We start from the raw sequence: 26362 nt of genomic DNA on the forward strand, positions 1-26362 counted from the left end.
CACCGGCGCCGTCCGGCCACCTTTTCCTCTTCCCGCAAGGAGTCCCACATGCCCAATATCGGTGCCCCGGAACTGATCGTGATCCTGATCGTCGCCCTGATCGTCTTCGGGCCGCGCAAGCTGCCGGAACTCGGCAAGAGCCTCGGCGCGGGCCTGCGCGAGTTCCGCAAGAGCACGCAGGGCCTCAAGGATGAACTGGAAGGCACCATGCGGGACGCGCCCACGCCTCCCGGCCCGGCCGCCGTCCAGACCATCCACGTGCCCCTGGTACAGCCCGAGGGAACGGTTCCGGCCCAGCCGGTGGTAGCCGCCTCGGTCACGCCCGTCGCCGTGGCCCCCCAGGCTGTGACGCCCCAGGCGGTCACGCCGCCCACCGAACCGGCCGAACGCGTCGGCTGAGATCACTGTTCGAGCGGCCCACCCGGCGACGGTGTGGGCCGCCCGTGGTGTGGGGGCAGCAGACAGAGTGGCTAGAGTGGGGACATGGGTATCCGCTGGAAAGCCGTCCTGGGCACCGCCGTGCTGGCGGGCGCGCTCGCCGCGTGCCGCAGCACCCCGCCCACCAATCCGTTCATCACGGGCCGCACGTGGAACATCGCGCACCAGGGTGGGGAACTGCTGTGGCCCAGCAACACCCTGACCGCGTACCGGAACGCCTCGGCGCTGGGTGTGGACATGCTCGACATGGACATGCACGTCACGCAGGACGGCGCGCTGGTGCTCTCGCACGACGACACCCTGGATCGGCTGACCGACCGCCACGGCACGATCACGCAGATGACGCTCGCGCAGGTGCTGGAAACCGACGCCGGGTATGCCCTGTCGCTGGACGGCGGGAAGACCTATCCCTTCCGGGGGCAAGGTGTGCGCGTGGGCCAGCTGTCCGAGGTGCTCGCCGCGTTCCCGACGTCGCCCATGACCATCGAGATCAAGGAGGCGCAGCCCAGCGTGGCCGCGCCCTTCTGCAAGGCGCTGCGGGAGGCGGGCGTGACCTCCCGCGTGATCGTCGCCAGTTTCAGCGATCGAGCCATGCACGACTTCCGTGCGGCGTGTCCTGAAGTGATGACCAGCATGACCGAGAAGGAACTGCGGCCCCTGGTGCTGCTCAGCAAGGTCGGCCTCGCGCGGCTGTCCCCGCTGCCGGGTCGCGCCGCGCAGGTGCCCGTGAAAGGGGGCGGGATCACGGTCGTCACACCGGGCTTCGTGCGGGCCATGCATGCGCGCGGCGTGGCCGTGCAGGTCTGGACGATTAACGACCCGGACGAGATGCGCCGCCTGGTGGGCATGGGCGTGGACGGCATCTTCACCGATCGCCCGGACGAGCTCAAACAGGTGCTGTCGGGCCGCTGAGTTGCGCCCCGGCCCGTAGACTCGGCAGGTGAAGCCCCTTGCCCGACTCCTCGCCGCCGCTGCCCTCCTCACTCCCGCGACGGCCCACGCCCAGCTGTGGCAGACCCCGCAGACCACCGCCGCACAGGCGATCCTGAAGGACTACGCGGCCCAGGGAAATGTCCTGAAGCGCGGAGAGACGACCGTCACGCTCGATGTCGCCGGGAATGCCGTGGTCGGTGTGTTCATAGAGGCCGGTACCGTGGCGGATCTGGCACGCGGCATTGGCGTGGGCTGGGGGCTCACGGAGGCGGAGCTGCCGAAACTCCAGGCGAATCTCGCCGCGCCCAGAGTGCTGACCGCCGCCAAGAAGGGTGTCATTGAACTGACGGATGACGGCGCGACCGATCTGATCGCCCTGAAATCCACTGGCGACGGCGCGCAGACCCGCTTCTCGGCGTACGTGGCCGTGAAGGTCTGGCCGGACTCGGCGTTCCCTGCCACGAGGAACGTGATGGGCAGCGCGGCGGCCCCCGACACCCTGCGGATCTTCAGTGACTTCCAGTGCCCGTACTGCAAGCAGATGTGGGACCGTTCCGCGAAGGCGTGGGAGGCCGCGCCGGAGGCGTACCGCACGTACCATTATCAGTTCCCGCTCACCATGCACCGCAACGCCTTCGCCGCCGCCGAGGCCAGCGAGTGCGCCAGTGCCCAGGGTCAGTTCTGGCCGTACGCGAACGCGCTGTTCGCCGCCTATGAACAGTGGACGCCGCTGGAACCTAAGGACATTCCCGCCACGTTGACCACCTACGCGAAGGCCGCCGGACTCGACCCGGCCACCTTCACGGCCTGCCTCAGCTCACACGCCTTCAAGAGCAGCATCGACGCGCAGATCAAAGCCGGGATCGCCGTGGGCGTGCAGGGCACCCCAACCGTCTACCTGAACGGCGTGAAACTGCAGAACTATTCGGACGCAGCCGAACTGGCCCGCGTCCACGCGGCCACGACGGCCACGCCCAGTGCCGCCGCCTTGATCGACGCGCGGCTGAAGCTGTTCAGGTAAACAGAGGAACTGGCTGCCCCCGTGGATGGGGGCAGCCAGTCTGGCTTCTTCTTACGCCCGACTCTTGTACCGTTCTAGGAGCTCCGTTTTCAGTTCGTCAAAGCCCACGCCCTTGCGCTCCTTCAGACCCTCAGGCGTGCGTTCGCGGACGCTGACCTGCCGCCCGGCCTCCTCCTGATCACCGACGATCAGCATGACCGGAATCTTGCTCAGTTCGGCGGTGCGGACTTTGGCCTGCATGCGGTTGGAACTGTCGTCTACCTCGGCGCGCAGGCCCCTGTCGTGCAGTTCGGCGCGTAGCGTTTCGGCGTAGGCGTTGTGCCGGTCGGCGATGGGGATGATCATGACCTGCCTGGGCGCGAGCCACAGCGGGAAGTCCCCGGCATAATGCTCGATCAGGATGCCCGTGAAGCGCTCGATGCTCCCGAACGGCGCGCGGTGGATCATCACGGGACGGTGCTCCTGGCCGTCCTCGCCGACGTAGGAAATGTCGAAGCGTTCAGGCAGGTTGTAATCGACCTGGATGGTGCCCAGCTGCCACTCGCGGCCCAGGACGTCCTTAACCACGAAGTCCAGTTTCGGGCCGTAGAAGGCGGCATCACCGGGTTCGATGGTGTAGGGCAGGCCGACTTCCTCGACCGCCTCGATGATCTGCTGCTCGGCCAGCGCCCAGTTCGCCTCGTCGCCCACGTACTTGTCGCTGCCCTGCTCGCGCACGCCCACACGGAAGCGCACGTCCGTCATGCCGAAGGTGCCGAGCACCAGTACCGTCAGGTCGAGGACGTCCAGGAACTCCTTTTTCAGCTGATCCGGGCGGCAGAAGATGTGCGCGTCGTCCTGCGTGAAGCCGCGCACCCGGGTCAGGCCGTTCAGTTCGCCGGACTGCTCGTAGCGGTACACCGTGCCGAACTCGGCCAGCCTGACCGGCAGGTCACGGTAGCTGCGCGGTTTGCTGTCGTAGATCCGGACGTGGTGCGGGCAGTTCATGGGCTTGAGCATGTACTGCTCGTCATCGACCTCGATCGGGTTGAACTGCGACTCGCTGTAGTACGGGTAGTGCCCGCTGGTGCGGTACAGGTCGAGGTTTCCGATGTTCGGCGTGATCACGCCCTGGTACCCGCGTTTGAACTGCTGCTCCTTGAGGAAGCCCGCCAGTTCCTCGCGCAGCACCGTGCCGTTCGGCAGCCACAGCGGCAGGCCCTTGCCCACGAGGGGATCGATGGTGAACAGTTCGAGTTCCTTGCCCAGCTTGCGGTGGTCGCGCCGTTTGGCTTCCTCCAGCGCGTGCAGGTACCCGTCGAGTTCCTTCTGCGTGGCGAAGGCCACGCCATACACGCGCTGGAGGATCGGGTTCTTCTCGTTGCCGCGCCAGTACGCGCCGGACGTGCTCATCAGCTTGAAGCTCATGGGTAGCTTGCCCGTGTTCGGGAAGTGCGGCCCGCGGCACAGATCCACGTAGTCGCCCTGCTGGTAGAAGGTGATCGGTTCGCCCTCGGGCAGGCCCTCGATGAGTTCCTGCTTGTACGGATCGTGCGGGAACTGCGCCAGGCCCTCGGCCTTGCTGACCTCACGACGTGAGAAGTCCAGGTTCCGCCCGATGATCTCGCGCATGAGCTTCTCGATCTCGGGCAGTTCCTCTTCCTTGAGGGGTTCGGGCAGGTCGAAGTCCTGGTACCAGCCGTTCTCGATGCTGGGGCCGACGCCGCGCTTGACGGCGTCCGCCGGGTACCCCTTCGCTCGATAGAACTCGCCGACCGCCTGACTCATTACGTGGCCCAGCGAGTGCCGGAACAGGGGTGCGGCTGCCTCCGGATTCTTCTTCGTGATCAGTGAGATGTGTGCGCCGTCGGGCAGCGGACTCATCAGATCGACCAGGTCACCGCCCACGGTGGCGGCCAGCGCGTCCTGCGCGAGCCGGGGGCCGATTGCCTTGGCGGCGTCCAGGGCCGTGGCGCCCTGCGCAAGTTCCAGTTGTTTCCCATCGGGAAGAATGACGTGCATGTGTACCTCGGTGTTTGAACATGAGTGACCCGGTCTGGCCGCAAACCCAGCAGAACGCCTGAAAACCGCTGACGGGGGTTCTCAGGCGCTCAGAGTTCGCGTGACCAGACCGGAAAAGGCAGGCATTCGTTGCAAGCACACGTGCCGCATCACCAGACCGGAGTGATGGGCGGGGCGCTTCATGGCCGCAGGATAGCGGGTGCGGTGGGGGAGGGGCAACCTGCCGAATGGCGCATCTGGCCAAGCGGAGCACCCGGTATGCTCGCCGCATGTCCTTCGCCGCTCTGTCCCAGCGGGCGCAGGTCGTCCGGCTGCGGCCCACCGCTCTGGCGGCCCTGCCCGCCTACCCGTTTACGGTGCGCCGCCTGCGCCTGCTGAACCACGCCTACAACACGACCTTCCGGGTCGATACGCAGGAAGGGCAGACCTTCGCGCTGCGGATCAACGTGAATTCCCGCCGGACTCCGCAGCAGATCGGGGCCGAGATGGCGTGGCTGGCCGCCCTGGCCCACGACACGGAGCTGCCGGTGCCGGTGCCGCAGCCCACGCGCGACGGCCATCTGCTACAGGAACTGTGGAACCCGGCACTGGGACGGGCGTTGCCGGTCACCGTGTTCTCGTGGCTGCCCGGCCCGAACCTGGGCCGACACGCCACGCCCGCCCAGATGCGTGAGGTCGGCCGCGCCGCCGCGACCCTGCACGCCCACGCGCTGGGCTGGACGCTGCCCTCTGGCACGGCCCTGAGCAGTCTGCGCGACCCGCTGATGGACACCCCCAACCGGCTGATCCGGGAACACGCCCTCCTGACCCCGGAGCGCCGCGACATCGTCCTGGCGGCTCTGGCACGCGTCGAGGCCGCCCTGGGTCGCGTGTTCGTGCAGGACACCCCCAGAGTGCTGCACGCCGACCTGCACAACTGGAATCTCAAATGGAACCGGGGCCGGCTGTCCGTGTTCGACTTCGACGACAGCGGTGTGGGCGTGCCCATGCAGGATCTGGCGATCAGCGCGTACTACCTGCGCCCCAGGGTCGACCTGGAGGCGGCGCTGCTGGAGGGCTACGCGTTCGCAGCGCCCTTGCCCACCTACGCCCAGGCCGACTATGAGGCCGTCGTCGCGGGCCGCAGCCTGGTGCTGCTCAACGACCTGCTGGAGAACACGACGGCCAACCTCCGCGACCTGCTTCCGCGTTACGTGCCGAACGCGGTCATCAAGCTGCGCCACTACCTGGAGACCGGCGTGTTCCGGCACGATGTGGAGGGACTCATCCAGGCGTGACCGGCCCGAAGGTCTGCCCGAACGTGAAGGCGTGCGTCGTCGGCCCGTGCCGGCGCAGGTGCATCAGGCGTTCCCACGCCTCGGTCGTGGTGGGACGGTGCCCGGCAGGCACCCACCACAGGGCGGTGAACGCCTCACGCATGTGCTGGAAGTACTGCCTGCGTTCCCGCAGGAGTTGCAGGTGGTCGCTGCGGTACACGTAGTCCCGCAGGGCCTCCACATCCCCCCACACGGACATGTTCACCAGGATCGTGTCGTCCTTGAAGGGCCGCAGATCGGTCGCGCTGTCCCCGTCGCCCTGCAGCCGCCACACGAAGCCCGGCCAGCCGTCCGCCAGCGCATTGATCTCATCCAGGCGGGACGTGAAGCCATGGAGCTGCTCGCTGTCCAGCGGGGCGACCAGCCGGCCGATATTGACCTGGGCGAGATGCATTCCGGCGGCTGTCATGGGAACAGGGTACCGGGTCGTGTGCCTGGCCTCTTATTACGGATCGGGAAGCATAGCTATAGAAGAACTGGGCAGACCGAGCCCGTGTGGCTCGGTCTGCCGCAGAGAGGGTCGCGCTTCGCCGACCTACCAGGAGTTCGCCGTGACGGCTGCCGTCTCGCCTTTCGGATTGGGGCCCCACGGGTTGCTGCCGGGTTCGCTGTCCAGCACCATCAGCACGAGCACGGCCAGACTGCCGATGAACGGAACGAAGGAGATCAGGTACCACCATCCGCTCTTCCCGGTGTCGTGCAGGCGCCGCACGCTGACGGCCAGGGAGGGGAGCAGGATGAACAGGCTGTACAGCAGGATCAGGAGACCGCTGATGATCATCAGCCACATCAGTGGGGAAGAGGTCTGGCCGTTACCGTCCGTAGAGGCGGAGAGGGCGGGCAGGCTGACCAGTACCGGAATCTCCAGCACCGTCAGGATGATGAAGTTGATCAGTGAGAACATCCAGAATTCGCGGCGGCGGGCGCGGCCCTGGAAGTTCGCGTAGTTGTTTCGGATCACATTCAGGTAGTCGTTCATGATCGCACCTCCGACAGAAGTGAGAAAAGTTTAAGAGATGAAGGCCAGTTCATTGGTCGGATTCGCCGCATCACTGGGGGTAGGGTGGGGGGATCATGCGCGCCCTTCTGCTGCTCTCCCTGCTGCTGGCGGCCTGCGCGCCAGCCACGTCGCCTGCTCGGACACTGCCGGATACCGTGGCGGCCTTGCCCTTCGCGGCCGATACTTCGCACCTACGGGTGGTGGTCATGGGCGACCAGGGCACGGGAACCGACGTGCAGTGGAAGGTAGCGGCGGCCATGCAGACCGTCTGCGCGAGGGCTGGCTGCGACCTGGGGGTCGCGCTGGGTGACAACTTCTACCCGGCCAGCCCGAAGGAGGTGACCTCGTCGGTCTTCCATGACCGTTTCGAGGTGCCGTACGGGCCGCTGAAGATTCCCTTCCTGGTGGTGCCCGGCAACCACGACGAGTCCTGGCTGGCGGGTGGGGACGGCGCGGACTCGCGCGGTGCCGAGGTGGAGGTCGCGTACGGGAAGCTCAACCCGCAGTGGGTGATGCCCGCCCGCGATTACCGCGCGCCCGTGGGCCAGCTCGTGGAGTTCTTCGCCGTGGACACCGCGCCGCTGGCCGCGTACCTGCCGCCCCGGCAGGCGGACGAGCGGGCGGGCGGCGCGTGGGAGGTCGCTCAGCGCCAGTGGCTGTCCGGGGTGCTCGCGCGCAGCTCGGCCCGCTGGAAGCTGGTGCTGGGGCACCACCCGCTGTTCAGCAACTCCGTTCACGGTGACGCCGGACACTATGACGGCCTGGGACTGTCCTTCCAGCGTGGGGACGGTGTGCGGCAGCTGTACACCCTGGCGTGTGGGCAGGCCAACGTGCTGCTCAGCGGCCACGATCACGCGCTGGAGGTGTTTTCGCCGCAGCCGGAATGCCCGGATACCTGGACGCTGGTGTCGGGCGCGGCGGGCAATCCGTCCTCGCCGGGCGGCGGGGCGCGTCCGGCGGCCTTCGAGGCGTACCGGCAGCCGGGGTTCATGGTACTCGACCTCACACCCGAGGCGCTCACCGTGCAGGTGTATGTGCTGGACAATGCGGGCGCGGCCACGCTGGCGCACACGCAGGTGATCGCGCCGCGTCCGTGAACGCCGCTGTGAGCTAGTTCGCATGGCGTGGGGGTGTCCGGGGGGGATCGCTGTGGGCCCTCGACGGCGCATCCCGCGTGCAGGACGGCAGAACGCTGAACTTACGGGTTTCTGACCTCTGGGTCACGCTTTTTTGATGAGCACGCTGCATGAAGTGCGTAAGAGTTGGCCTGACACCATGCCCTCCAAGAGCCCGCCCCAGAGATCCTGAGGCGTCCGCTTTCCCCGAGGTGCTTTCGAGTGATGCCAGTTCCCACATCCACCACCGCCCTGCAATCCGCCCTGAGCGACCTGCTGCGCATGCACGCTCCCCAGGCCACCCTTCTCGCGTCCATCGGAGAGGAGGTTCTGCGGGTACGGGCGGACGCCACGGCCAACGTGATCGGCGCCGACCTGGTGCCGCCGGACGACTGGTTCGAGCGTGGCGAGATGACCTGGCTCACCCGCGACGGGGCGCTGCTGGGCCTGCTGTGGAGCGAGGACGGGCAGGTGCCGGTCACGGCGGTGCAGGTGTTGACCATGCTGCTCGCGGCGGCGCGTGTGGACGGCGCGAACCGCGAGGCGGAGGTGCTCGTCACGCAACTCCCGATGGCGACCGCGTGGCTCAGCGCCGACCTGATGTTCCGCCGGGTCAGCCGGCCCTTCCTGGAACTGTTCGGCCTGACCGACGCGCAGCTCGTGGGCCGCCACCTCGCACAGGTCTTCCCGGATCGGCCCGGGCTGCACTCAGGGCTGACGCAGGCGGCGGCCGGGCGCTCGGTGCGGCTCACGGACGAGCGGCTGGAACGCGGGGGCACGGTCACCTGGGTGCGCGGCGAGGCCCGCTCGTACTTCGGCGGCGCGTCGGCGGGCGTCATGTTGACCCTGCAGGACGTGACCGGCGAGTACGACCGCGCCTCGCGCGTGGCGGCACTGCTCGACACGGACCTGCCGTCGGCGCTGCTCACCGACACGGGCATCGTCCTCAACGCCAGCCAGGGCCTGCTGGAACTGTGTCTGCCCTCGGCCTCGGCCGCGCCGGGCGCTCCGCTGTGGGCGTGGCCGTGCTTCGCGGATCTGCCGTCGGAAGCCGTGCGCGATCTGGTGAAACTCGCCGCGACGGGCGGCTCCGCGCGGGCCGACGTGATCCTGGCCAACGGGGAACGCCTGCCCCTCTCGGTTCGCCGCACGTCCGAACCGGGCCTGCTGGTCGCCGAGGGCCACTCGGCCCGCCGGGACGGGCAGGTGCCGTCCGGCATGATCGGGCAGGTGCTCGCGCAGTCCGAGGACGCCACCGTCCTGATCGACGCTTCCGGCCGCGCGCAGCTCGTCAGCGACCGGGCCGCGCAACTGCTGGGTGTGGAGGCCTCGCGCCTGGTGGGCCTGGGCCTCACGCGGGTGCTGGGGGAACTGGGCGTGCGAACCTTCACCACCGAGGGTGATCCGCTGGTGCTGCCCGACTGGCGCGACCTGACCCTGCCCATGAAACGCGAACTGCTGCTGACGCTGCCCGACGGTGGTCTGCGGCACATGGAAGTGCGGGCCGCCGCGCTCGACGCCGAGGCGGGCAGTGTCCTGCTCACCCTGCGCGACCTGACGGCGCTGCGCCGCGCCCAGGCGAAGGTGCGGCACAACGCCCGCCACGACTCGCTGACCGGCCTGCTCAACCGCGTGGGCCTGCGCGAGGCCATGACCACGCACGCCAGCGTGAAGGGCGGCCTGGGCACCGTCGCCTGCCTGGACATCGACGGGTTCGGCAGTCTGAACGCGGCCCTGGGCCGCACGGCGGGCGACCGCCTGCTGATCCAGGCCGCCGCCCGGCTGCACGACCTGGCCACCGCGCAGGGAGGCAGCGCCGCGCGCCTCACGGACGACACCTTCGTGCTGGTGCTGCCCGGCCTGGACGCTGCCGGAGCCACGCTGGCCGTGCAGGACACCCTGAGCGCCCCCCTGCGTGCCGGTCAGCGCGACGTGCCCCTCACCTACGCGCTGGGCCTGGTCACGCCGCGTGCCACGCCCGCTCCGGACGCCGCCCTGGGCGACGCCGAGATCGCCATGCAGCACGCCAAACGGCAGGGCCGCGCGCAGGTGCGTGCCTACGATCCCGGCATGCGTGCCCAGGTGGCCCGCGCCTTTGAACTCGAGGAGGCCCTGCGCGGCGCGGTTGCGGGCGAGCAGTTCACGCTGCTCTACCAGCCGGTCACCGACCTGAAGACCAGCCGGGCGCTGGGTGCGGAATCCCTGCTGCGCTGGAACCATCCGGCCCTGGGTGTCCTGCCCCCCAGCCAGTTCCTGCCCCTGGCGGGGCACAGCGACCTGATCACGCAGGTCAGCGAGTGGGTCGTCGAGCACGCCCTCAGCGGCCGGCAGACCATCCGCACCGCCCTGCCCGAGCGCTTCGGCGCGTGGCAGGTGAGCGTGAACCTGGGCCTGGAGGAACTGCGCCGCAGCGCTGGCCTGGGCCGTCTGCAGGCGCTGCTGCGGGAGCACGGCTCCCCGGACATCGAGGTGGCCGCCGGCAGCCTGATCGACCACAGCCAGGAGACGCTGGGCCTGCTCGAGCAGCTGCGCACGCTGGGCGCGCACCTGAGCGTGGATGACTTCGGCGACGGCGCGAGCAGCCTCTCGGCCCTCACGCGCTTCCCACTGAGCGCCGTGAAACTCCACCCCACCCTGACCGCCCGTCTGCCCGGCGACCAGCGGTCCGTCGCGCTCGTGCAGGGCACCATCGACCTCGCCCACCGGCTGGGCTTGCGCGTGGTCGCCGTCGGCGTAGAGACCAGCGAGCAGCTGGAGATCCTGGCCGCCATGGGCTGTGACGCCGCCCAGGGCTACGCCATCTGCCCCCCGCTGGCGCTGCCGGATCTGCTCAAGTGGTTGCAGGCCCACTGAGCGCGGGCCGCTTACGTCAGCCGATCACCCCTGATCATCGACGTCCCTCAGACCCATTCGGGGACCGGCTGGGCCGTCGGGAAGAACCCGAGCATCCGCAGCGGGAGCGGCCCCGGATTCCGAACTCCGTGTACTGTTCCCGCTGGAACGATGGCCGTGTCGCCCGCCCGGAAGGCCAGGGTCTCCTCGCCCAGCTGAACGTGGCCACTGCCCTCCAGGCACACCAGCAGTTCCTCGACCTCATGGACATGCAGTGGAATAGCGCCGCCGGGATCGATGACATTCTCCAGCAGAGCGGTCGCCACAGCGCCGCTCTGGGCGTGGGCCAGCCACTGGAGGGTGCGACCGTCCAGACGCTGAACCGGCTGCTCCGCTCTGGTCACGATCCCCATGCGTTCAGCGTACTCCCACCGCATTCCACGGCCCTGGGGAGTGCCGGCCTAGAACGGCCAAATGCGCGGGATGACCAGCATGGACACGAGGAAGGTCACGAAGGTCAGGCCCGCGCCCACGCGCACGAAATCCATGAAGGTGTAGCGGCCGGGGCCGTACACCAGCATGCAGGACGGCTCCAGCGGGGTGATGAACGAGTTGCTGGCGGCCAGCGTGATTCCGATCACGAAAGGCCGGGGGTCGTACCCGAGGGATTTGGCCGTGCCGATCGCCAGCGGCAGCATGACCAGCGCCGCCGCCTGGTTGCTCATGGGCTGGGTCAACCCCACGGTGACCACGAACAGCGCGCCCAGCAGGCCGTAAGGCCCGAGCGGTTCCAGCACGCCCGACAGCGCGCCCGTGAGGACTTTCGCGGCGCCGCTGCTCTCGAAGGCGCTGCCGAAGGCCAGCATGCAGGCGATCAGCACGATTACCGGCCACTCGACTGAGCGGTACGCCTCTTCCGGGCTGATCAGGCGCAGCGCGAGGCTCAGGGACGCAGCGATCAGCACGGCGACGGACAGTGGCACCAGGCCCAGCCCGCCCAGCACGATGGCTCCGGCGAACAGCAGCAGCGCCATCGGGGCGCGGCGCAGATCGCGCTGGTGCTCGGTCAGGTCGCCCATCACGACCAGGTGGTCGCCCAGCGAGTCCAGCCGCGCCGCGCCGCCCTGCACCAGCAGCACGTCCCCGACCTGAATCCGCAGCCCCCCCAGCCGCTCGATGTTCTTGTCGCGGCGGTGCAGGGCCAGCACGGACGCCCCGTACCGTTCCCGGACGCGCCCTTCTTTCAGGGTACGGCCCAGCAGGGGCGAGCCGGGCATGACGACGGCCTCGACCAGCCGCACATCGCCGTCCTCTGGGGTGGGTTGGAGTTTCAGCTCGCTCTTGCTCACAATCCCCAGCGTGCTCTTGCCCGCCAGGATGCGCTCGGTGGGGCCTTCTACGGTCAGCGTGTCGCCTTCCAGCACCCGGAAGGCGGCGCCCGGCCCGGAGATGGTCTCCTCACCCCTCCGCACCGCCACGACCGTCAGACCGTGGTCGCGGCCCAGCCCAGTTTGCGCGAGGGTCTGTCCAGCCAGCGGACTGCCGGGCACCACGGTCAGGTCGGCCAGGTAGGCGCGCAGGGAGTCCGCCAGCGCGGCGTCCCGGGCGGGCAGCAGTTTCGGGGCGATGAAGAACAGGTACAGCAGGCCCGCCAGCGCGGTCGGCAGGCCCACCCAGGCCAGCTCGAAGAACCCGAGGGGCGCCTCGCCTGAGGCCGGCAGTGCGCCCGACACGACGATGTTGGTGCTGGTACCGATGATCGTGATGGTGCCGCCCAGGATGCTCGCGAAGGCCAGCGGCATCAGCGCCAGGCTGGCTGGAATGCCCGCCCTGCGCGACAGTCCCGCCACGACCGGTAGGAATACGGCGGTGGTGGCGGTGTTGCTGGTGAATGCGCTCACGCCGGCCACGGTGCCCAACATGGCGCGCAGCATGCCCGTGGGATTCTTGGCGCGGCGGGCCAGGGTGGTTCCCAGCCACTCGATCACCCCGGCGCGCAGCAGCACCCGCGTCAGGATGAACAGCCCGGCCAGAGTGATCACGGTGTCGCTCCCGAAGCCCGCGAAGGCCTCTTTGGGCGTCACCAGCCCGAACACCAGCAGCGCCGAGAGCAGGCCCAGGGCGGTCACATCGACCGGCAGCCACTCGGTCGCAAACAGAACGAGCGCGGCCACGAACAGCACCAGGATCAGCGTGACGGGTTCCATAACCCTCCTGAACGCATACAGAGCTGGCGTAAGTTCAGGGGTGGCCTGTCGTCGCAAGGCGCGTCAGGGCGGCCGTCAGGATCACCACGGCCCGGTCGTACTCGGCCAGATCCAGACGCTCCTCGGGCGTGTGATCCAGCGCGCTGTCGCCCGGCCCATACGCGAGGGTCGGCACCGGCCACAGTTCCGACACGACGTTCATGTCACTCGTGCCGGTCTTGACCTTGAAGACCGGCGTGCCCCCCTGCGCGCGGATGGCGACACGCATGGCGCGCGTCAGGGCGTTGTCTTTCGGGGAGCGCACCGCAGATTCGTGCCCCGTAAAGGTCACGTGCGCGTCTGGCAGATCCTGCAGCAGGTCGCGCACGGTGTCCTCGGCCTCTTGCGGCGAGATGCGCGGTGGCAGGCGCAGCCCGACGGTGCCGGTGGCGCGCTGGGTCACGCCGTCGTTCGTCGCCTGGAGATCCTGGATCGTCGCCTGGACGGCGTCGAAGATCCCGCTGCCGTCAGCGGTGCGCGCGGCCCACGCCCGCACGCGGAACCACGCCTCGGTCAGGTCGTCGGCCGCGCTCTGGCCCTCGCCGGCCGTGTGGAAATTCCCACGTTCCACCGTGATGCGCGCCACCAGCCGGCCCTTGTACCCCAGGGTCAGTCCTTCCCAGCCGCTCGGCTCGCCGATCAGCACCATGTCCGGCTGGAGCGTCTGCATCACGTGCCGCGCGCCCCGGCTGCTCGGCGCCTCCTCCTCGGTCGCGCCGATCACCACGAAGCGCGCCGCGTCCAGCGCGGCGTCCGGCAGGGCGGCCACGGCGGCCATGAAGGCGCACAGCGGCCCCTTGGCGTCCACGCTGCCCCGGCCGTGCAGGACACCCTGGTCGTCAACATGCACCGGAATGTCACCCGGCACGGTGTCCATGTGCCCCAGCAGCGCCACTGTCAGCGGCCCACGGCCACGCTCGCCGACCGCATTTCCGGCTTCGTCCACGTGGGCCGTGAAGCCGTGGGCGGCCATCCACCCGGTGAGGAAGGCCGCCACGGCAGCCTCCTGCCCGGACAGCGACGGAATCCTGACTGCCTCGACCACCAGGGTGTGCGCGTCTTCAGGTGTCATCGTCGGTTGAAGCGGGCTGTCGTTGCGCGTGGGCGCTCAGGGCCAGCAGCCGGGCCATGTCCGCCAGGGCCAGCAGCGCAATGGTGCCCACGCCCCCCGACAGCAGCGTCCACAGGCCGTCCAGCCGCGCGCCCGATGTGTACTGCACGGCCGCCAGGCCCAGCGCCGCCACGAACAGTACGCCGCCCAGGAAGCGCAGGCGGCCCGTGAGGCCCTCGACCACGGCGGCCTGCCGAACCAGCGTGTCCAGGGCCGACCTGGGTGGCGTCGGACTGACCGCCGAGGGTGCGACAGGAACCGGTGCGGCAACGGGCGGCTCGACCTGTGCCGGTGCACGTTCCGGTCCGCGCGCCGGTTCGGTGATCATGGTCGGTGTCCGCGCGGTGCTGGGCGTGAACGCCGAGGAGGAGATCACCACCGGCCGCACGCTGGGCGCCTCCGATGAGGGCCGCGACACACCCGGCAGGGTCGCCCGGCCGTCCGCTGCCGGAGCTGGGGTCGGTGTGGGAGTGGATCTGAGGCGCTCGGGCGGGACGACATCCTGACCGCCACGCTCGGTTAATGGTGTGGAAACCGGGGCAGGCGTGGCAACGGCCTCTGGACGAACGGCCGGGCGCGGTGGGGGAGCCGCCGATTCCGCCCGTGCAGCGGGTGTCGGTGTGGCTGGAACAGAAGCGACCGGAGGGGCGGGCGGTCTGGCCGGAGCAGGGCCGTCCGCCGGGGGCGTCACGGCCGGTGGGATCTTCGCCGTCCCTGGCGTTTCCGGAGCGGGTACAGCGGGGGCGGTTCCAAAGGTCTTCTGGCCGCCCGCGGTGGGCAATGGCGAGACCGGCTGCTCCTTGGCCCGCGCGGTCGTATCCCTGACCTGGACGAAGAACGCCTGCACCTGGGCCACGTCGAAGCCCAGCAGGGTCGCGGTCAGGGCCGTGCCTGCCGGGGTCTCGACCCGCAGCACGCCCTGCTCGTCACTGTGGATACGGGTCAGGTCACGCAACGTGACCCGGCGGGTTCCCCCGCCATCCTGGTACACCAGGGTCTTCGGCGTCAGGATGAACAGCGCGTCCTCGCGCTCCAGGACGCTGACCGGGGGTTCGTCCATTCCGATGGCTTTCAGGGCACCCTGTGCCCGCCCACTTGCAGTTCGCTCCGTCATGTCACTCCCTTCCCTGCGTTTGCTGCGCGTCACGGGCTGCGCCCAGCATACCGACTTGCCATGAGGAGCCTGCGCCCGCGCCCCAGCCGGACCGGCGGCGTGAAGGCGTGTGTAGCCCACCCTCACCCGCCCTGCCATACGGGCGCCGCACACTGCGGGCATGACTGACACTTCGAACCGCTACGGCAGCGAACCCCTTGGCAAGAGCGTCGAGGAGGTCGAGCAGGAATCCGGCAATGTGGTCAACCCACCCGTGGCTGGCGAGGCCGTGCGCCGTGCCGAGGACGAGACCCTGGTGGTGCCGGCCATCGTGAACGGCAACACGACCGGCGTGCCCGCGCTGATCAACCGGGACGCCCTCGTCGATCGCAGCGGTACGGCAAACGACGGCACCGCCCGCGAGAACCGCGACAGCAGCGAAGAATAATTCGGTCATTCCGACGTCGGCCGCGCGCCTCAACTGAGGTTGCGCGGCCGATAACTGACGGCCTCGGCCAGATGCGTCTCGTGGATGTCGGCGCTGCCGGACAGGTCGGCCACCGTCCGGGCCACCCGCACCACGCGGTCAAAGCCGCGTCCCGTCAGGCCCAGTTGCCGCGCGGCCGCCCGGATGAAGGCCTCCGGGCCCGCCGCCAGCGGCGCGTGCCGCCGCAGCGCCTGCCCCGCCAGATCCGCGTTGCGCACCTGTTGTCGCCGGAGCATGCCATCCCGGGCGAGCGTGATGCGCTCCCGAACCGATGCCGAGCCCTCCGACTCCGGCGCGCGGGTCAATTCCTCCACCGTGAGTCTCGGCACCCGCACCACGACATCAATTCGGTCGAGCAGCGGGCCGCTGATCCGCGCCGCGTACCGGAGCCGCTCGGCAGGCGTACATGTGCAGGCTTTCTCCGGATCGCCCTGATGGCCACACGGGCAGGGATTCATGGCGGCGATCAGCTGGAAACGCGCCGGGTACTGCACGGTCGCCCGCGCGCGGCTGATGGTCACCGTACCGTCCTCCAGCGGCTGGCGAAGGGTTTCCAGCGCCTTGCGGCTGAATTCCGGGAATTCGTCCATGAACAGCACGCCCCGGTGCGCCAGGCTGACCTCACCCGGCCGCGGAACACTGCCGCCCCCGATCAGCCCGGCATCCGAGACCGTGTGGTGCGGTGACCGGAAGGGGGCGCCCAGATTCAGGCCGCCCCGAATGGCCAGCAGGCCCGCCGCCGAGTGGATGCGCGTGACCTCCAGCGCCTCCGGCCGGGACAGCGGGGGCAGAAGGCCGGGCGCGCGGCGGGCCAGCACGGTCTTTCCACTGCCCGGCGAACCCACCAGGAGCAGGTTGTGCCCACCGGCCAGGGCCACTTCCAGCGCGCGGCGGGCCGCCACCTGCCCCTTCAGGTCCGCGAGGTCGAGGAACGCGCCCGGATCGTGCTCGGCGGCTGGCGGCTCACTGGCGCGGAGCGGAGCCTGACCGCTCAGGTGCCGGACGGCGTCGGTCAGGGTGGCCGCGCCGTACACGGTCACGCCGTCGATCAGGGCCGCCTCGGGCGCATTGCCTGCGGGCAGCAGGGCAGGCAACGTCAGGGCGGAGGCCAGCAGGGCCAGGTTCACGGCTCCCGCGATGGGCCGCAGAGTACCGTCCAGGGCGAGTTCCCCGGCTGCCAGCACGCCATCCAGCACCTGGGCAGGCAGCAGTTCCTGCGCGGCCAGGACTCCCAGCGCAATCGGCAGGTCGTACAGCGGGCCTTCCTTGCGCAAATCTGCCGGAGCCAGATTCACCGTGATGCGCGCGGCCGGGAAAGGCAGGCCCGCATTGCGGATCGCGGCCCGCACCCGCTCGCGCGCCTCGCTGACCGCCTGGTCCGGCAGACCGACCACGGTAAATGCAGGCAGACCTGGGCTGACATCGACCTCAACCTCGACTGGTACGGCGTCTACGCCGATTAGCGCCACACTGCGCGCCCTGGCGAGCATCAGGCACGACCTGCGGTCGGTTGGGGAATCACGCGCCGCAGCGTAGCAAAAGCGCACGCCGCGCCCCGCCTCAAGTGCGGGTGCGCGGCGCGGTGAACCCGGCTCAGGGCGCGCCAGTCAGGCCGAGGGTGACGGCGGTCGTGCCATACCACCCGCGACGGTACCCGGCAAAATCGCCCACACCCACGGCGTAATGCAGGTTGGTCATCACCCCGGCGGGTGGCAGGGCGTCCTGCGGCAGGTTCATGGTGAACTGCTGGCTCATCGTGCTGCCATTCCCGGTGGTCGGGCCCACGGGAGTCGCCGCGAATCCACAGCCTTCGACGGGGCAGCCGTCCAGCGTGACCGGCAGCGGGCCTTCCAGCGCGGGCGTGACCCGGACGACCACCGTGAACGACACCTGATCCCCGGACGTCCCACTCACGCTTCCAGGTACCACGGAGGTCTGGATGTCGAGGAGACGCTCCTCGATGGTCACGGGCGCGCGGGCCAGATCATGGCCGTCCTGGCTGACCACCAGCGTGTAGGTCGCGCTCAACGACTGATCCGGCGTGTAGAACTCCGGCAGGCCCGGCGCGGAGATCACGAGATCGCGCGTGTTGGCGGCCCCGTCGGCCGTGACGGTCGCCGTGTCCAGGATCAAGCCACTCACATAGCCGTCTGGCGGAACCAGGCGCAGGGTCAGCGGGCCGCTCATGCCGCTGAACGTTACCGGGAGCGTCGCCGTGTGCTTGTGGAAGATAGCCAGCGCAGCCACGCCCGGCTGTACCGCAGCCTGGGACACTCGCCCTCCACTCACTGCAGTGTTCGGTGGCGTCGCTCCACTGCACGCGGTCAGGCTGGCGGCAGCAACCAGCGACAACACCATGCTGTGCAAAGAGTAGTGAAGTGTGCGCATGCGGCCCCCAGGAGCGTCCAGTCGGCGGGACAGCCCCGGTGGCCCGTCCTCTGACAGAAACCTTACCGGCGCCGGCGCTACGTCAACGTTACCCGACCGGGCCCAGCACACCCCCCGAGCGGTGGCATGCGCAACCCCCGTTTACAGTCCACAGAGGCCGTGCTAACATGCCACGCGCTGGAGAGGAACGGCCCAAGCGCCCCGCCCGCAAGGGACAGCACCAGCCGGAGCAGAATCGGCGCTGTAGCCAAGTGGTAAGGCAGAGGTCTGCAAAACCTCCACCACCGGTTCGAGTCCGGTCAGCGCCTCCAAAGTCCCGCCCTGCACGGCACCCGCAGACTCGTAGCTCAGGGGTAGAGCACTACATTGACACTGTAGGGGTCAGGAGTTCAAATCTCCTCGAGTCTACCAACGAACGCCCTCTAGGAGGGCGTTTTTCGTTTTTCCCCTACGTCCATCCAATAGAGAAAGCAACCTGTTTTAAGGGGATCGGCTGACCACTGAAATTACGAATCCACTCACACGTTCTTGCTTAGAGGCGCCCGCTCGCTGATACTTATGCGTTCGTCCAGTCCTGTGAGATGTGATTGACCGTGACAACTCACTCTGCGCTTTCGGCCTCGGGTAAGGTGGAAAAGCCTGCCCTGACAAGCGTTGATCCCCTGATGCACCACCGTAGAAACCGCCAGATCCGTGTCATGGGTCGAGCATGCTCCTCCGGGCGTGACCAGCCCATGACCGGCATGCGGTGCGAAGGCTGAACGGAGAGGGCTGCTCTCGGCGTTAACCCAGGCCGCCATGCATGGCACGAGATTCTAGGCGGCACGCGGCTGATGGCCAGCCTGACCAGTCCCTCCTTCGCGCTTCAGGCTGTCGTGTGGAAGTAATGTCCTTCATCGAGATCTGCAATAAGGCCCTGGTGGGTAGGCGTCCAGTGCAACCGTTCGCGGGTCAGGGCGCTGGATGCCGGGGCGTCGGCTGAGAGGAACCGTCCCAGCCAGCCGAAGTGCTCCATGGCCTGGTCGGCGGGAATCGACACGACGGGCAGGTTCAGGTGCTGTCCGATCACTTCGGCCACCTCGCGAATCGGGATGCCTTCTTCGGCCACGGCATGCAGGGTCGTTCCGGCGGGCGCGTGTTCCAGGGCCAGGCGGAACAGGGTCGCGGCGTCCCGGTGGTGCACGGCGGTCCAGCGGTTCTCGCCAGAGTCGATATACCCGGAGACGCCCTGCTGGCGGGCGATGCCGATCAGGGTGTGTATAAAGCCGTGATCCCCCTCGCCGTGCACGGTGGGCGGCAGCCGCATGACCGATGAGCGGACGCTGCGCGAGGCGAGTTCGAGGGTGGCCAGTGCCGACGCGATCCGGGGATGCATGGCCGGATCTGGCGTGTCCAGCTCCGTGGCGACGCGTCCGGGCGCCACGCCGAGGATGCCGGAGGCGATGACCAGGGGCCGGTTCGATCCGGCGAGGACGGCGCCGAGGGTGGCGATGGCATCCCGGTCGGCCTGGGCGGCGGCGGCCATCTGGGAGAAGTCATGGATGTAGGCGAGATGAATGACCCCATCGGCGGCGTCTGCCCCTACGCGCAGGCTGCCCAGGTCGTCAAGGGAACCCCGGTGGACATCGGCTCCGGCCGCCGTGAGGGCGGCCGCAGCGGCGTCTGAGCGGGCCAGGCCGGTGACCTGATGGCCTGCGCTGATGAGTTCGGGAACCACGGCAGAGCCGATGAAGCCGGATGCACCGGTAACGAAGACACGCATGTTGCTCCTCCTGTGAGTGGGCTGTTCTGGCCACACCGCTTGCGGCTGAACAGACCGATGTCAGTCACTGACATGGCGACTATACGCCTCATGTCACCGGCTGTCATCAGATAGACTCGGCGCATGGGTCGCTGGGGGCCAGACGCACGCGGCCGCCTTGAGCATGCAGCCATGCAGCTGTACGTCGAGCGCGGCTACGAACAGACCACTGTCGCCGATATCGCCGAACGGGCGGGTCTGACCGAACGCACCTTCTTCCGCCACTTCGCCGACAAACGCGAGGTGCTGTTCAGAGGCGCGGGCGACCTGCAGGCCCTGATCGTCGCGGCCGTCCTCGGGGCTCCCCAGGCCGCCACACCAATCGAGGCCGTCACCGCCGGTCTCCAGGCCGCCGGAACGGTCTTTGGCGCGCACCGCGAACGCTCCCGGTGGCGCCAGACCATCATCGACGCGAACGCGGAACTCCAGGCGCGGGAACTGAGCAAGATGGCCGCCCTGGCCGCCGCCATCACCGCCGCCCTGCACCAGCGCGGACTGACCGGCCCCAGCGCCGCCCTGACGGCCAACGTCGGCATTGTGGTGTTCAGAACCGCGTTCGCCCGCTGGGTTGGAGAGGACAGCGACCACGACTGGCCGCAGTTCATCCGGGAATCGCTGGAGGAACTGAAAATGGCCGTCGCTGGGGAATAACCTGTCCCATCAGCCGACGTGGCGACTTCATCATCCCAGCGGTGAAGCCACAGAAAGCCCCCGCTCCAGCTTTCCCGTGAAGCTGGAGCGGGGGCGTCCGACGTCCGAGTGCGTGGCGGACTTATTCCACGGTCACGGATTTGGCGAGGTTCCTGGGTTTGTCCACGTCCTTGCCCAGCGCCGTGGCCGTGAAGTAGGCCAGGAGCTGCATGGCCACGGCATTCACGACGGGGGAGACCATCTCGTGCGCACGGGGCAGGTAGATCACGTCGTCGCCGTGGCGGGCGTTCTCGGTGTCGCCGTCGCTGAGGAACAGGATGACCTTCCCGGCCCGTGCGCGGACTTCCTGCACGTTGCTGATGGTCTTTTCCAGCAGGCGGCTCTCGGTGGCGATCACGGCGACCGGCAGGTTCGCGTCGATCAGGGCGATCGGACCGTGCTTCATCTCACCGGCCGCGTACGCCTCGGCGTGGATGTAACTGATCTCCTTGAGCTTCAACGCGCCCTCGTAGGCCGTCGGGGAGTTCACGCCGCGCCCCAGGAACAGGTAATCGCGGGCGTGCGCGTACTTCTCGGCCACGGCCTTGATGCGCTCGACCCGTTCCGGGCTCAGGGCCTCCTCAACCAGGCGGGGCAGGGCGCGGGCGGCGTGCAGCAGCTCGGCGCCCTGCTCCTCCGACAGCGTGCCGCGCGCCCGGCCCAGCCACAGGGCCAGCATCACGAAGGCGCTGACCATGCTGGTGTAGGCCTTGGTGCTCGCCACCCCGATCTCCGGCCCGGCGTGGATATACAGCGTGTCGTCCAGTTCGCGGGTCATGCTGCTGCCCTTGGCATTGATCACGCCCAGGGTCTTCGCACCGAACTTCTTCGCTTCCCTCAGCGCTTCCAGGGTGTCGATGGTCTCGCCGGACTGCGAGACCACGATGGCCAGGGTGTGCTCGTTGACCAGCGGATCGCGGTAGCGGTACTCGCTGGCCACATCGACCTCGACGGGAATGCGGGCAAGCTGTTCGATCAGGTACTCGCCCACCAGCCCGGCATAGAAGGCCGTGCCGCAGGCGATGATCGAGATGCGCTTGAAGCTGGCCGGGTCGAGGTTGATGTCGAGATTCACCTCGCCGGTGTCGTCGTGCAGGCGACCGATCAGGGTGTTGGTGAGGGCCTGGGGCTGCTCGTAGATCTCCTTGAGCATGTACGTGTCGTAGCCACCCTTCTCGGCGGCCTCGGCGTCCCATTCGATGTGTTCAATCTGCCGCTGCTGCGGATGGCCGGCCAGGTCCGTGACCCTGAAGCCGTCGTCGTGCAGCACGACCATGTCGCCGTCGTGCAGGAACACCATGTTGCGGGTGTAGGCCAGCAGCGCGGGCACGTCGGACGCGAGGAACATCTCGCCCTCGCCGACGCCCATGACCAGCGGGCTGACCGTGCGCGCCGCGACGATCTCGCGGTGATCCACGTGCGTGACCACGATCCCGTACGCGCCGCGCACCTGCGCCAGGGCGTCCCGCACGGCCTGCTCCAGGTCGCCGGCGTAGGCTTCCTCGATCAGGTGGGCCAGCACCTCACTGTCGGTCTCACTCTTGAACTCGTGGCCGCGGGATTGCAGGCCCTCTTTGAGGTGCAGGTAGTTCTCGATGATGCCGTTGTGGATGATCACGATCCGCCCGTCCTCGGTGGCGTGCGGGTGGGCGTTCGTGTCGTTCGGCAGACCGTGCGTGGCCCAGCGCGTGTGCCCGATGCCCAGCGTGCCCGCCAGCGGGTGAGTGTCCAGTTCGCCGCTGAGGTTGGCGAGTTTGCCGGCCTTCTTCATGACCGTGATCTGCCCGGCGTCCCGCACCGCCACCCCGGCACTGTCGTAGCCCCGGTATTCCAGTTTCGCGAGACCCGAGATGAGGACGTCCTGCGCCTGCCTGCTGCCGATATACCCGACGATTCCGCACATAGGGACTCCAGCCCGCGCGTCCACATGGATCCGGGCGGGCTGGCATCAGAGGCCAGCGGCGCCGTCCACGGGGAAGGTCACGGGGGTGTCGTTGGATTTGGAGTGCGTTCTGTCCGGCCTTATGCCCGTGTTACCACGGGAGTTATCGCTGGACTTCTCCTTCCGCAGAAGGACGGGTAGGCGCGGAACGCGCGCCTGGAGGCATCCGCAGAATGCTCGCTGACCTCCACCTCGTATCCCCCGGTCACGTCCTGCCGAACGGTCGGGGGCCTTGCGCTGCCCTGTTTGTGTGAACCGGACACCAACGGTTCATCGTCAGCATACCATTCCGCATGGGCACTCCGGTGAGTACGATACTCAGGGCGCAGGGTCGGCGGCTGATACCGGAACCGTTGCCCGGTGGCCTGCTTGCTAGGATGGCTCCCGGATACGCCGACCTCCACGCAGACCGAACGCTATCCCCAAGGATCACACCATGCCCACGTACCTGTACAAGAACATCGAAACCGGCGAAATCTACGAACTCGTGCAGAGCATGCGCGACGACGCGTACCGTACCCACCCCGTCTCCGGCGTGCCCGTCAAGCGCATCCTGGCCCGCCCCGGGATCGCCTTCAAGGGCAGCGGCTTCTACGCCAACGATTCCCGCAAGGGGAGCAGCGAGAGCGGCAGTTCCAGTGGTACGTCGAGCAGTACGTCCAGCGGCAGTTCGTCGGGCGACAGCAGCAGTTCGGGTTCCAAAGGCGGCGAGTGAAGGCGGGCCGCGCCCTGGGGGCAGCCCTGCTGATCGCCGGCGCGGGCGCGGGTGCGTACTTCACGGGCCGCGTGAGTGCCGAGCGGGCGCTGGTCACCACCGACGAGATCAATACCGTCGAGGTGTCGCAGAACGCCGTGCAGGCCGTCGTGCGGATCGACAACCGGCTGCGCAAGGATGTCCTGCAGACTGGCGATGACCCGATCGACACCGGCACCGGCTTCTTCTACAAGAAAGACCTGATCGTCACGAACTACCACGTCATCAAGGACGCCGAGTCGCTGACCGTCACGCTGTTCAACGGGCGCAAGGTGCCAGCCAAGATCGAGGGCATCGACCCCGGCATCGACATCGCCGTGCTGCGCGTCACGGGGGTCACGGCGCCCAAGACCCTGGCCTTCGGGCAGAGCGCCCGCCTGATTCCGGGACAGAAGCTGATCACCATCGGCACGCCGCTGAAGATCCAGAACTTCGTGGCCAGTGGGGTGTTCTCGGTACTCGCCAGCGCGCAGGACGTGCCGCGCAACGACAACCTGGGCCAGGAGATCGGGCAGTACCTGATCACCACCGCGACCATCCAGCAGGGCAACTCGGGCGGCCCGCTGCTCGACTCGCGCGGCGCGGTCGTGGGGGTGGCCGACGCGAACGCGGCGCCCAACCTGTTCGTGCCCGGCCTGATCGGCATCGCCATTCCCGGCGATCTGGTCAAGGAAAGCCTGGATGACCTGGAGAAGATCGGCGTGCCGCAGCGCGGCACCCTGGGCGCGACCCTGCGGGATCTGGACACGCTGGAGCCGGCGCTGAGGCAGCTGGCGGGCCTCACGAGTTCCGAGGGCGCGCTGGTCATGGACGTCGCGGCGGGCGGGGCGGCGGCGCGCGCGGGTCTGCGCGGCAGCATCCGCAACAACACGGATCAGCTGGTCGCGCCGCTGGGCGACGTGATCGTGGCTGTGGATGGCGTGCGCGTGCAGAACTCCTTCGATGTGACCCGGCTGGTGGCGGCCAAGCGGCCGGGCCAGACAGTGACCGTGCGCGTGTGGCGCAGCAAGAAGAGCGTGGACGTGAAGGTCACGCTGCTCAAACGCACCCTGCAATAGCCCGGGCAGGGTTGCCGAGGGGGCCGGGCCATGCGCGCCCGGTCTCCTTTTTTCTGGGGCGGCCGGAGTTGAGCCGGTGGGAACTCCCGTCTGGTCTTCCGCGTAATGAAGTCAAAGTGATATCATTCTGATAGATATCTCTTTGACAGGAGCGTGACGTATGAGTGAACTCGACCAGATCCCCCCCTCCACCGGCCCCCAGGGCGGCATCTCCACCCGCAGCGGCGTGGCCAGCAACGAACGCGCCGCCTTCGGGCTGCCCGGCGTGCCGATCTTCTTCGCGTGGCTGGTGCTGGACGCCCTGACCATCCTGGCCTTCGCGCGCGAGCAGCTGATCCTCAGCGGCCTGCTGCTGCTGGTTGTCATCGCCGTCGTGGTCGGGTTCTATATCGTGCAGCCCAACCAGAGCAAGGTGCTCACGCTGTTCGGCCGCTACGTGGGCACCGAGCGGCGCAACGGCGTGTACTGGACAAACCCGCTGACCGTCCGCAAGACCATCAGCCTGCGCATCCGGAACTTCAACTCCGAGCGGCTCAAGGTGAACGACGCCAGCGGCAACCCCATCGAGATCGCCGCCGTGATCGTGTGGCGGGTCGTGGACACCGCGCGGGCCGTCTTCGACGTCGAGGACTACACCGGCTTCGTCGCCATCCAGGCCGAGACGGCCCTGCGGCACCTCGCCAGCCAGTACCCCTACGACGACTACGCCGAAGGCAGTATGAGCCTGCGCGGCAACGCCGACGAGGTCAGCGAGGCGCTGCGCCGTGAACTGGGCGTGCGGCTCCAGCACGCCGGCGTGGACGTCCTCGAAGCGCGGCTCTCGCACCTCGCGTACTCCCCGGAGATCGCGGGGGCCATGCTCCAGCGCCAGCAGGCCAGCGCCATCATCGCCGCGCGCAGCCAGATCGTGCAGGGCGCCGTGGGCATGGTGCAGATGGCCCTGCAGGAACTGTCCGAGCAGAACATCGTGCAGCTCGACGAGGAACGCAAGGCGCAGATGGTCAGCAACCTGCTTGTCGTCCTGACCAGCGAACGCGGCACACAGCCCGTCGTGAACGCCGGCAGCCTGTACTGAGCGGCGCGTGGCCCCCCGCAAGAACTTCCCCCTGCGCATCAGTCCCGAGCTGTACGCCGCACTGGAGCGCTGGGCGGCCGACGACCTGCGCAGCGTGAACGCCCAGATCGAGTACCTGCTCACGCACGCCGCGCGGCAGGCGGGAAGGTTGAAGGCCACTCCCCCCCCGAGCGGAAAGCCTGAGGACGACGACCCCGACAGCCCATGACCCACACGCGAACGGACGGTGCTAGCTATGGCCGTCCGTTCGTCGTCACGCTGAAGCGAGTCGGGGTCAGACTCCCGTGCAGTGTCGCTCCCTCCGGGCAGGTGATGGATTGCGGAGGGTGGAAGTGAGCCCGGCCCGGAGCGGTGCATCTGGAGTGTTCTTTCCCGAGTCGTCAAGCCCTTCATCTCTCGTTCACCCGGCGGGCATGGCGCTACACTTCGGCCCGTCATGTACATCGTGGTCGAAGGCCCTATCGGGGTGGGAAAAACGAGCCTCGCGGGCCGACTGGCCGCGCGCTACGGCGCCGAACTGAACTTGGAAGTCGTCGAGGAGAATCCGTTCCTGGCGCGGTTCTATGAGCACCCGGACACATACGCGTTCCAAGTACAGGTGTTCTTTCTGCTGTCCCGCTTCAAGCAGCTCTCTGCGCTGGCCCAGCCGGGCCTGTTCGCGGGGAACGTGGTCAGCGATTATCTGTTCGACAAGGACTTCATCTTCGCGGCCATGAACCTCCGGGACGCCGAGTTCGGTCTGTACGAGGATCTGTACTCGCACCTCTCGCCCCGCCTGCCCACCCCCGATTTGGTGGTGTACCTGCGCGCCGATCCACAGGAACTGCTGCGGCGCATCGACAAGCGCGGGCGGCCCTTCGAACAGGACATGCAGGCCTCGTATCTGGCGGAACTGACCCGCCGCTACGACGAGTATTTCCGCACGTATCCGCACCCGCTGCTGACCATCCACGCGGCAGATCTGGACTTCGTGGGCCGCGCCGAGGACGAACAGAAGGTGCTCCAGCAGGTGCACGACGCCCTGCACGCTGGCCGGGCCGCCGACTGATGGCTTTCCTCGA

24 protein-coding genes and 2 tRNA genes are annotated in these 26362 nt (G+C 68.4%); 15 read left to right on the forward strand and 11 right to left on the reverse strand.

Features of this window, described 5'->3' with window-relative positions:
• Positions 1–48 precede the first annotated feature (48 nt).
• The 3 genes from tatA to E7T09_RS19810 all read left to right on the forward strand — a co-directional run bounded on the left by tatA (position 49) and on the right by E7T09_RS19810 (position 2392).
• Positions 49–399, forward strand: a complete 351-nt coding sequence (tatA, locus tag E7T09_RS19800) for a twin-arginine translocase TatA/TatE family subunit (RefSeq protein ID WP_136390937.1) — start codon at positions 49–51, stop codon at positions 397–399.
• A gap of 84 nt (positions 400–483) precedes the next feature.
• Positions 484–1350, forward strand: a complete 867-nt coding sequence (locus E7T09_RS19805; protein WP_136390938.1) for a glycerophosphodiester phosphodiesterase — start codon at positions 484–486, stop codon at positions 1348–1350.
• A gap of 28 nt (positions 1351–1378) precedes the next feature.
• Positions 1379–2392, forward strand: a complete 1014-nt coding sequence (locus E7T09_RS19810; protein WP_136390939.1) for a thioredoxin domain-containing protein — start codon at positions 1379–1381, stop codon at positions 2390–2392.
• Between the two features lie 51 nt (positions 2393–2443).
• Here E7T09_RS19810 and thrS read toward each other — a convergent pair whose 3' ends face one another.
• Entirely contained in the window at positions 2444–4393 is a 1950-nt protein-coding gene (thrS, locus tag E7T09_RS19815; RefSeq protein WP_136390940.1) for a threonine--tRNA ligase, read from the reverse strand.
• Positions 4394–4662: 269 nt separating this feature from the next.
• Here thrS and E7T09_RS19820 point away from each other — a divergent pair, with 269 nt between their 5' ends.
• Entirely contained in the window at positions 4663–5670 is a 1008-nt protein-coding gene (locus E7T09_RS19820; RefSeq protein WP_168734954.1) for a phosphotransferase enzyme family protein, read from the forward strand.
• On the opposite strand, the gene E7T09_RS19825 is transcribed toward E7T09_RS19820, so the two are convergent.
• Both E7T09_RS19825 and E7T09_RS19830 read right to left on the reverse strand, forming a co-directional pair.
• Positions 5657–6118: a DUF3291 domain-containing protein gene (locus E7T09_RS19825; protein WP_136390942.1), complete on the reverse strand. Its 462-nt coding sequence runs from the start codon at positions 6116–6118 to the stop codon at positions 5657–5659. The two genes, E7T09_RS19820 and E7T09_RS19825, sit on opposite strands and share 14 nt — an antisense overlap.
• Positions 6119–6244: 126 nt before the next feature.
• Positions 6245–6688 carry a DUF805 domain-containing protein gene (locus tag E7T09_RS19830; protein WP_136390943.1) on the reverse strand — a complete coding sequence of 148 codons (444 nt, stop codon included), beginning with the start codon at positions 6686–6688 and terminating at the stop codon, positions 6245–6247.
• Positions 6689–6783: 95 nt separating this feature from the next.
• On the opposite strand from E7T09_RS19830, the gene E7T09_RS19835 reads away from it, so the two are divergent.
• The gene (locus E7T09_RS19835; RefSeq protein WP_136390944.1) at positions 6784–7806 is read left to right on the forward strand and encodes a metallophosphoesterase; all 1023 of its coding nucleotides are present in this window, start codon (positions 6784–6786) and stop codon (positions 7804–7806) included.
• Between the two features lie 243 nt (positions 7807–8049).
• Positions 8050–10677: an EAL domain-containing protein gene (locus E7T09_RS19840; protein WP_136390945.1), complete on the forward strand. Its 2628-nt coding sequence runs from the start codon at positions 8050–8052 to the stop codon at positions 10675–10677.
• A 47-nt stretch (positions 10678–10724) separates the two neighbouring features.
• Here E7T09_RS19840 and E7T09_RS19845 read toward each other — a convergent pair whose 3' ends face one another.
• Genes E7T09_RS19845 through E7T09_RS22550 form a run of 4 tightly spaced genes read right to left on the reverse strand, consistent with a single transcriptional unit; the run spans position 10725 to position 15127 of the window.
• Positions 10725–11069, reverse strand: a complete 345-nt coding sequence (locus E7T09_RS19845; RefSeq protein WP_168734955.1) for a cupin domain-containing protein — start codon at positions 11067–11069, stop codon at positions 10725–10727.
• Positions 11070–11117: 48 nt separating this feature from the next.
• Positions 11118–12863 (reverse strand): SLC13 family permease, encoded by a 1746-nt coding sequence (locus E7T09_RS19850; protein ID WP_136390947.1) that lies wholly within the window; start codon positions 12861–12863, stop codon positions 11118–11120.
• Between the two features lie 34 nt (positions 12864–12897).
• Positions 12898–13974 carry a [LysW]-lysine hydrolase gene (locus tag E7T09_RS19855; protein ID WP_136390948.1) on the reverse strand — a complete coding sequence of 359 codons (1077 nt, stop codon included), beginning with the start codon at positions 13972–13974 and terminating at the stop codon, positions 12898–12900.
• Entirely contained in the window at positions 13964–15127 is a 1164-nt protein-coding gene (locus E7T09_RS22550) for a hypothetical protein (protein ID WP_136390949.1), read from the reverse strand. The genes E7T09_RS19855 and E7T09_RS22550 overlap by 11 nt, the downstream gene beginning before the upstream one ends.
• 160 nt (positions 15128–15287) lie before the next feature.
• On the opposite strand from E7T09_RS22550, the gene E7T09_RS19865 reads away from it, so the two are divergent.
• On the forward strand, positions 15288–15554 hold the full coding sequence (locus E7T09_RS19865) for a hypothetical protein (RefSeq protein WP_136390950.1): 267 nt from the start codon (positions 15288–15290) through the stop codon (positions 15552–15554).
• 29 nt (positions 15555–15583) lie between these two features.
• On the opposite strand, the gene E7T09_RS19870 is transcribed toward E7T09_RS19865, so the two are convergent.
• Both E7T09_RS19870 and E7T09_RS19875 read right to left on the reverse strand, forming a co-directional pair.
• On the reverse strand, positions 15584–17083 hold the full coding sequence (locus E7T09_RS19870; protein ID WP_136390951.1) for a YifB family Mg chelatase-like AAA ATPase: 1500 nt from the start codon (positions 17081–17083) through the stop codon (positions 15584–15586).
• 103 nt (positions 17084–17186) lie between these two features.
• On the reverse strand, positions 17187–17867 hold the full coding sequence (locus E7T09_RS19875; RefSeq protein ID WP_136390952.1) for a hypothetical protein: 681 nt from the start codon (positions 17865–17867) through the stop codon (positions 17187–17189).
• A gap of 351 nt (positions 17868–18218) precedes the next feature.
• Here E7T09_RS19875 and E7T09_RS19880 point away from each other — a divergent pair.
• Both E7T09_RS19880 and E7T09_RS19885 read left to right on the forward strand, forming a co-directional pair.
• Positions 18219–18292 (forward strand) — tRNA-Cys (locus E7T09_RS19880).
• 25 nt (positions 18293–18317) lie between these two features.
• A tRNA-Val gene (locus E7T09_RS19885) sits at positions 18318–18392 on the forward strand.
• A gap of 454 nt (positions 18393–18846) precedes the next feature.
• Here the strand turns inward: E7T09_RS19885 and E7T09_RS19890 are convergent.
• Positions 18847–19743 (reverse strand): SDR family oxidoreductase, encoded by an 897-nt coding sequence (locus tag E7T09_RS19890; RefSeq protein WP_136390953.1) that lies wholly within the window; start codon positions 19741–19743, stop codon positions 18847–18849.
• A gap of 171 nt (positions 19744–19914) precedes the next feature.
• Here E7T09_RS19890 and E7T09_RS19895 point away from each other — a divergent pair, with 171 nt between their 5' ends.
• Positions 19915–20433: a TetR/AcrR family transcriptional regulator gene (locus E7T09_RS19895; protein WP_240741910.1), complete on the forward strand. Its 519-nt coding sequence runs from the start codon at positions 19915–19917 to the stop codon at positions 20431–20433.
• Positions 20434–20554: 121 nt separating this feature from the next.
• Here E7T09_RS19895 and glmS read toward each other — a convergent pair whose 3' ends face one another.
• Positions 20555–22375 carry a glutamine--fructose-6-phosphate transaminase (isomerizing) gene (gene glmS / locus E7T09_RS19900; RefSeq protein WP_136390955.1) on the reverse strand — a complete coding sequence of 607 codons (1821 nt, stop codon included), beginning with the start codon at positions 22373–22375 and terminating at the stop codon, positions 20555–20557.
• Positions 22376–22850: 475 nt separating this feature from the next.
• Here glmS and E7T09_RS22605 point away from each other — a divergent pair, with 475 nt between their 5' ends.
• The 5 genes from E7T09_RS22605 (at position 22851) to E7T09_RS19925 (ending at position 26349) form a co-directional block, all read left to right on the forward strand.
• Entirely contained in the window at positions 22851–23129 is a 279-nt protein-coding gene (locus tag E7T09_RS22605) for an FmdB family transcriptional regulator (protein ID WP_136390956.1), read from the forward strand.
• Positions 23126–24226, forward strand: coding sequence for a S1C family serine protease (locus E7T09_RS19910; RefSeq protein ID WP_136390957.1), 1101 nt, complete (start codon positions 23126–23128; stop codon positions 24224–24226). Before E7T09_RS22605 ends, E7T09_RS19910 begins: the two co-directional genes overlap by 4 nt.
• Before the next feature lie 160 nt (positions 24227–24386).
• The gene (locus E7T09_RS19915) at positions 24387–25301 is read left to right on the forward strand and encodes an SPFH domain-containing protein (protein ID WP_136390958.1); all 915 of its coding nucleotides are present in this window, start codon (positions 24387–24389) and stop codon (positions 25299–25301) included.
• A gap of 7 nt (positions 25302–25308) precedes the next feature.
• Positions 25309–25509: a hypothetical protein gene (locus E7T09_RS19920; RefSeq protein WP_136390959.1), complete on the forward strand. Its 201-nt coding sequence runs from the start codon at positions 25309–25311 to the stop codon at positions 25507–25509.
• A 228-nt stretch (positions 25510–25737) separates the two neighbouring features.
• Positions 25738–26349: a deoxynucleoside kinase gene (locus E7T09_RS19925; RefSeq protein WP_136390960.1), complete on the forward strand. Its 612-nt coding sequence runs from the start codon at positions 25738–25740 to the stop codon at positions 26347–26349.
• The last annotated feature ends 13 nt before the right edge of the window (positions 26350–26362 follow it).

Source organism: Deinococcus sp. KSM4-11 (genome assembly GCF_004801415.1).
GTDB lineage: Bacteria > Deinococcota > Deinococci > Deinococcales > Deinococcaceae > Deinococcus.

Coding starts and splice junctions, on each gene's coding strand:
- tatA (WP_136390937.1), top strand. CDS start 49: ATGCCCAATATCGGTGCCCCGGAACTGATCGTGATCCTGATCGTCGCC.
- E7T09_RS19805 (WP_136390938.1), top strand. CDS start 484: ATGGGTATCCGCTGGAAAGCCGTCCTGGGCACCGCCGTGCTGGCGGGC.
- thrS (WP_136390940.1), bottom strand. CDS start 4,393: ATGCACGTCATTCTTCCCGATGGGAAACAACTGGAACTTGCGCAGGGC.
- E7T09_RS19820 (WP_168734954.1), top strand. CDS start 4,663: ATGTCCTTCGCCGCTCTGTCCCAGCGGGCGCAGGTCGTCCGGCTGCGG.
- E7T09_RS19825 (WP_136390942.1), bottom strand. CDS start 6,118: ATGACAGCCGCCGGAATGCATCTCGCCCAGGTCAATATCGGCCGGCTG.
- E7T09_RS19830 (WP_136390943.1), bottom strand. CDS start 6,688: ATGAACGACTACCTGAATGTGATCCGAAACAACTACGCGAACTTCCAG.
- E7T09_RS19835 (WP_136390944.1), top strand. CDS start 6,784: ATGCGCGCCCTTCTGCTGCTCTCCCTGCTGCTGGCGGCCTGCGCGCCA.
- E7T09_RS19840 (WP_136390945.1), top strand. CDS start 8,050: ATGCCAGTTCCCACATCCACCACCGCCCTGCAATCCGCCCTGAGCGAC.
- E7T09_RS19845 (WP_168734955.1), bottom strand. CDS start 11,069: ATGGGGATCGTGACCAGAGCGGAGCAGCCGGTTCAGCGTCTGGACGGT.
- E7T09_RS19850 (WP_136390947.1), bottom strand. CDS start 12,863: ATGGAACCCGTCACGCTGATCCTGGTGCTGTTCGTGGCCGCGCTCGTT.
- E7T09_RS19855 (WP_136390948.1), bottom strand. CDS start 13,974: ATGACACCTGAAGACGCGCACACCCTGGTGGTCGAGGCAGTCAGGATT.
- E7T09_RS22550 (WP_136390949.1), bottom strand. CDS start 15,127: ATGACGGAGCGAACTGCAAGTGGGCGGGCACAGGGTGCCCTGAAAGCC.
- E7T09_RS19865 (WP_136390950.1), top strand. CDS start 15,288: ATGACTGACACTTCGAACCGCTACGGCAGCGAACCCCTTGGCAAGAGC.
- E7T09_RS19870 (WP_136390951.1), bottom strand. CDS start 17,083: ATGCTCGCCAGGGCGCGCAGTGTGGCGCTAATCGGCGTAGACGCCGTA.
- E7T09_RS19890 (WP_136390953.1), bottom strand. CDS start 19,743: ATGCGTGTCTTCGTTACCGGTGCATCCGGCTTCATCGGCTCTGCCGTG.
- E7T09_RS19895 (WP_240741910.1), top strand. CDS start 19,915: ATGCAGCTGTACGTCGAGCGCGGCTACGAACAGACCACTGTCGCCGAT.
- glmS (WP_136390955.1), bottom strand. CDS start 22,375: ATGTGCGGAATCGTCGGGTATATCGGCAGCAGGCAGGCGCAGGACGTC.
- E7T09_RS22605 (WP_136390956.1), top strand. CDS start 22,851: ATGCCCACGTACCTGTACAAGAACATCGAAACCGGCGAAATCTACGAA.
- E7T09_RS19915 (WP_136390958.1), top strand. CDS start 24,387: ATGAGTGAACTCGACCAGATCCCCCCCTCCACCGGCCCCCAGGGCGGC.
- E7T09_RS19925 (WP_136390960.1), top strand. CDS start 25,738: ATGTACATCGTGGTCGAAGGCCCTATCGGGGTGGGAAAAACGAGCCTC.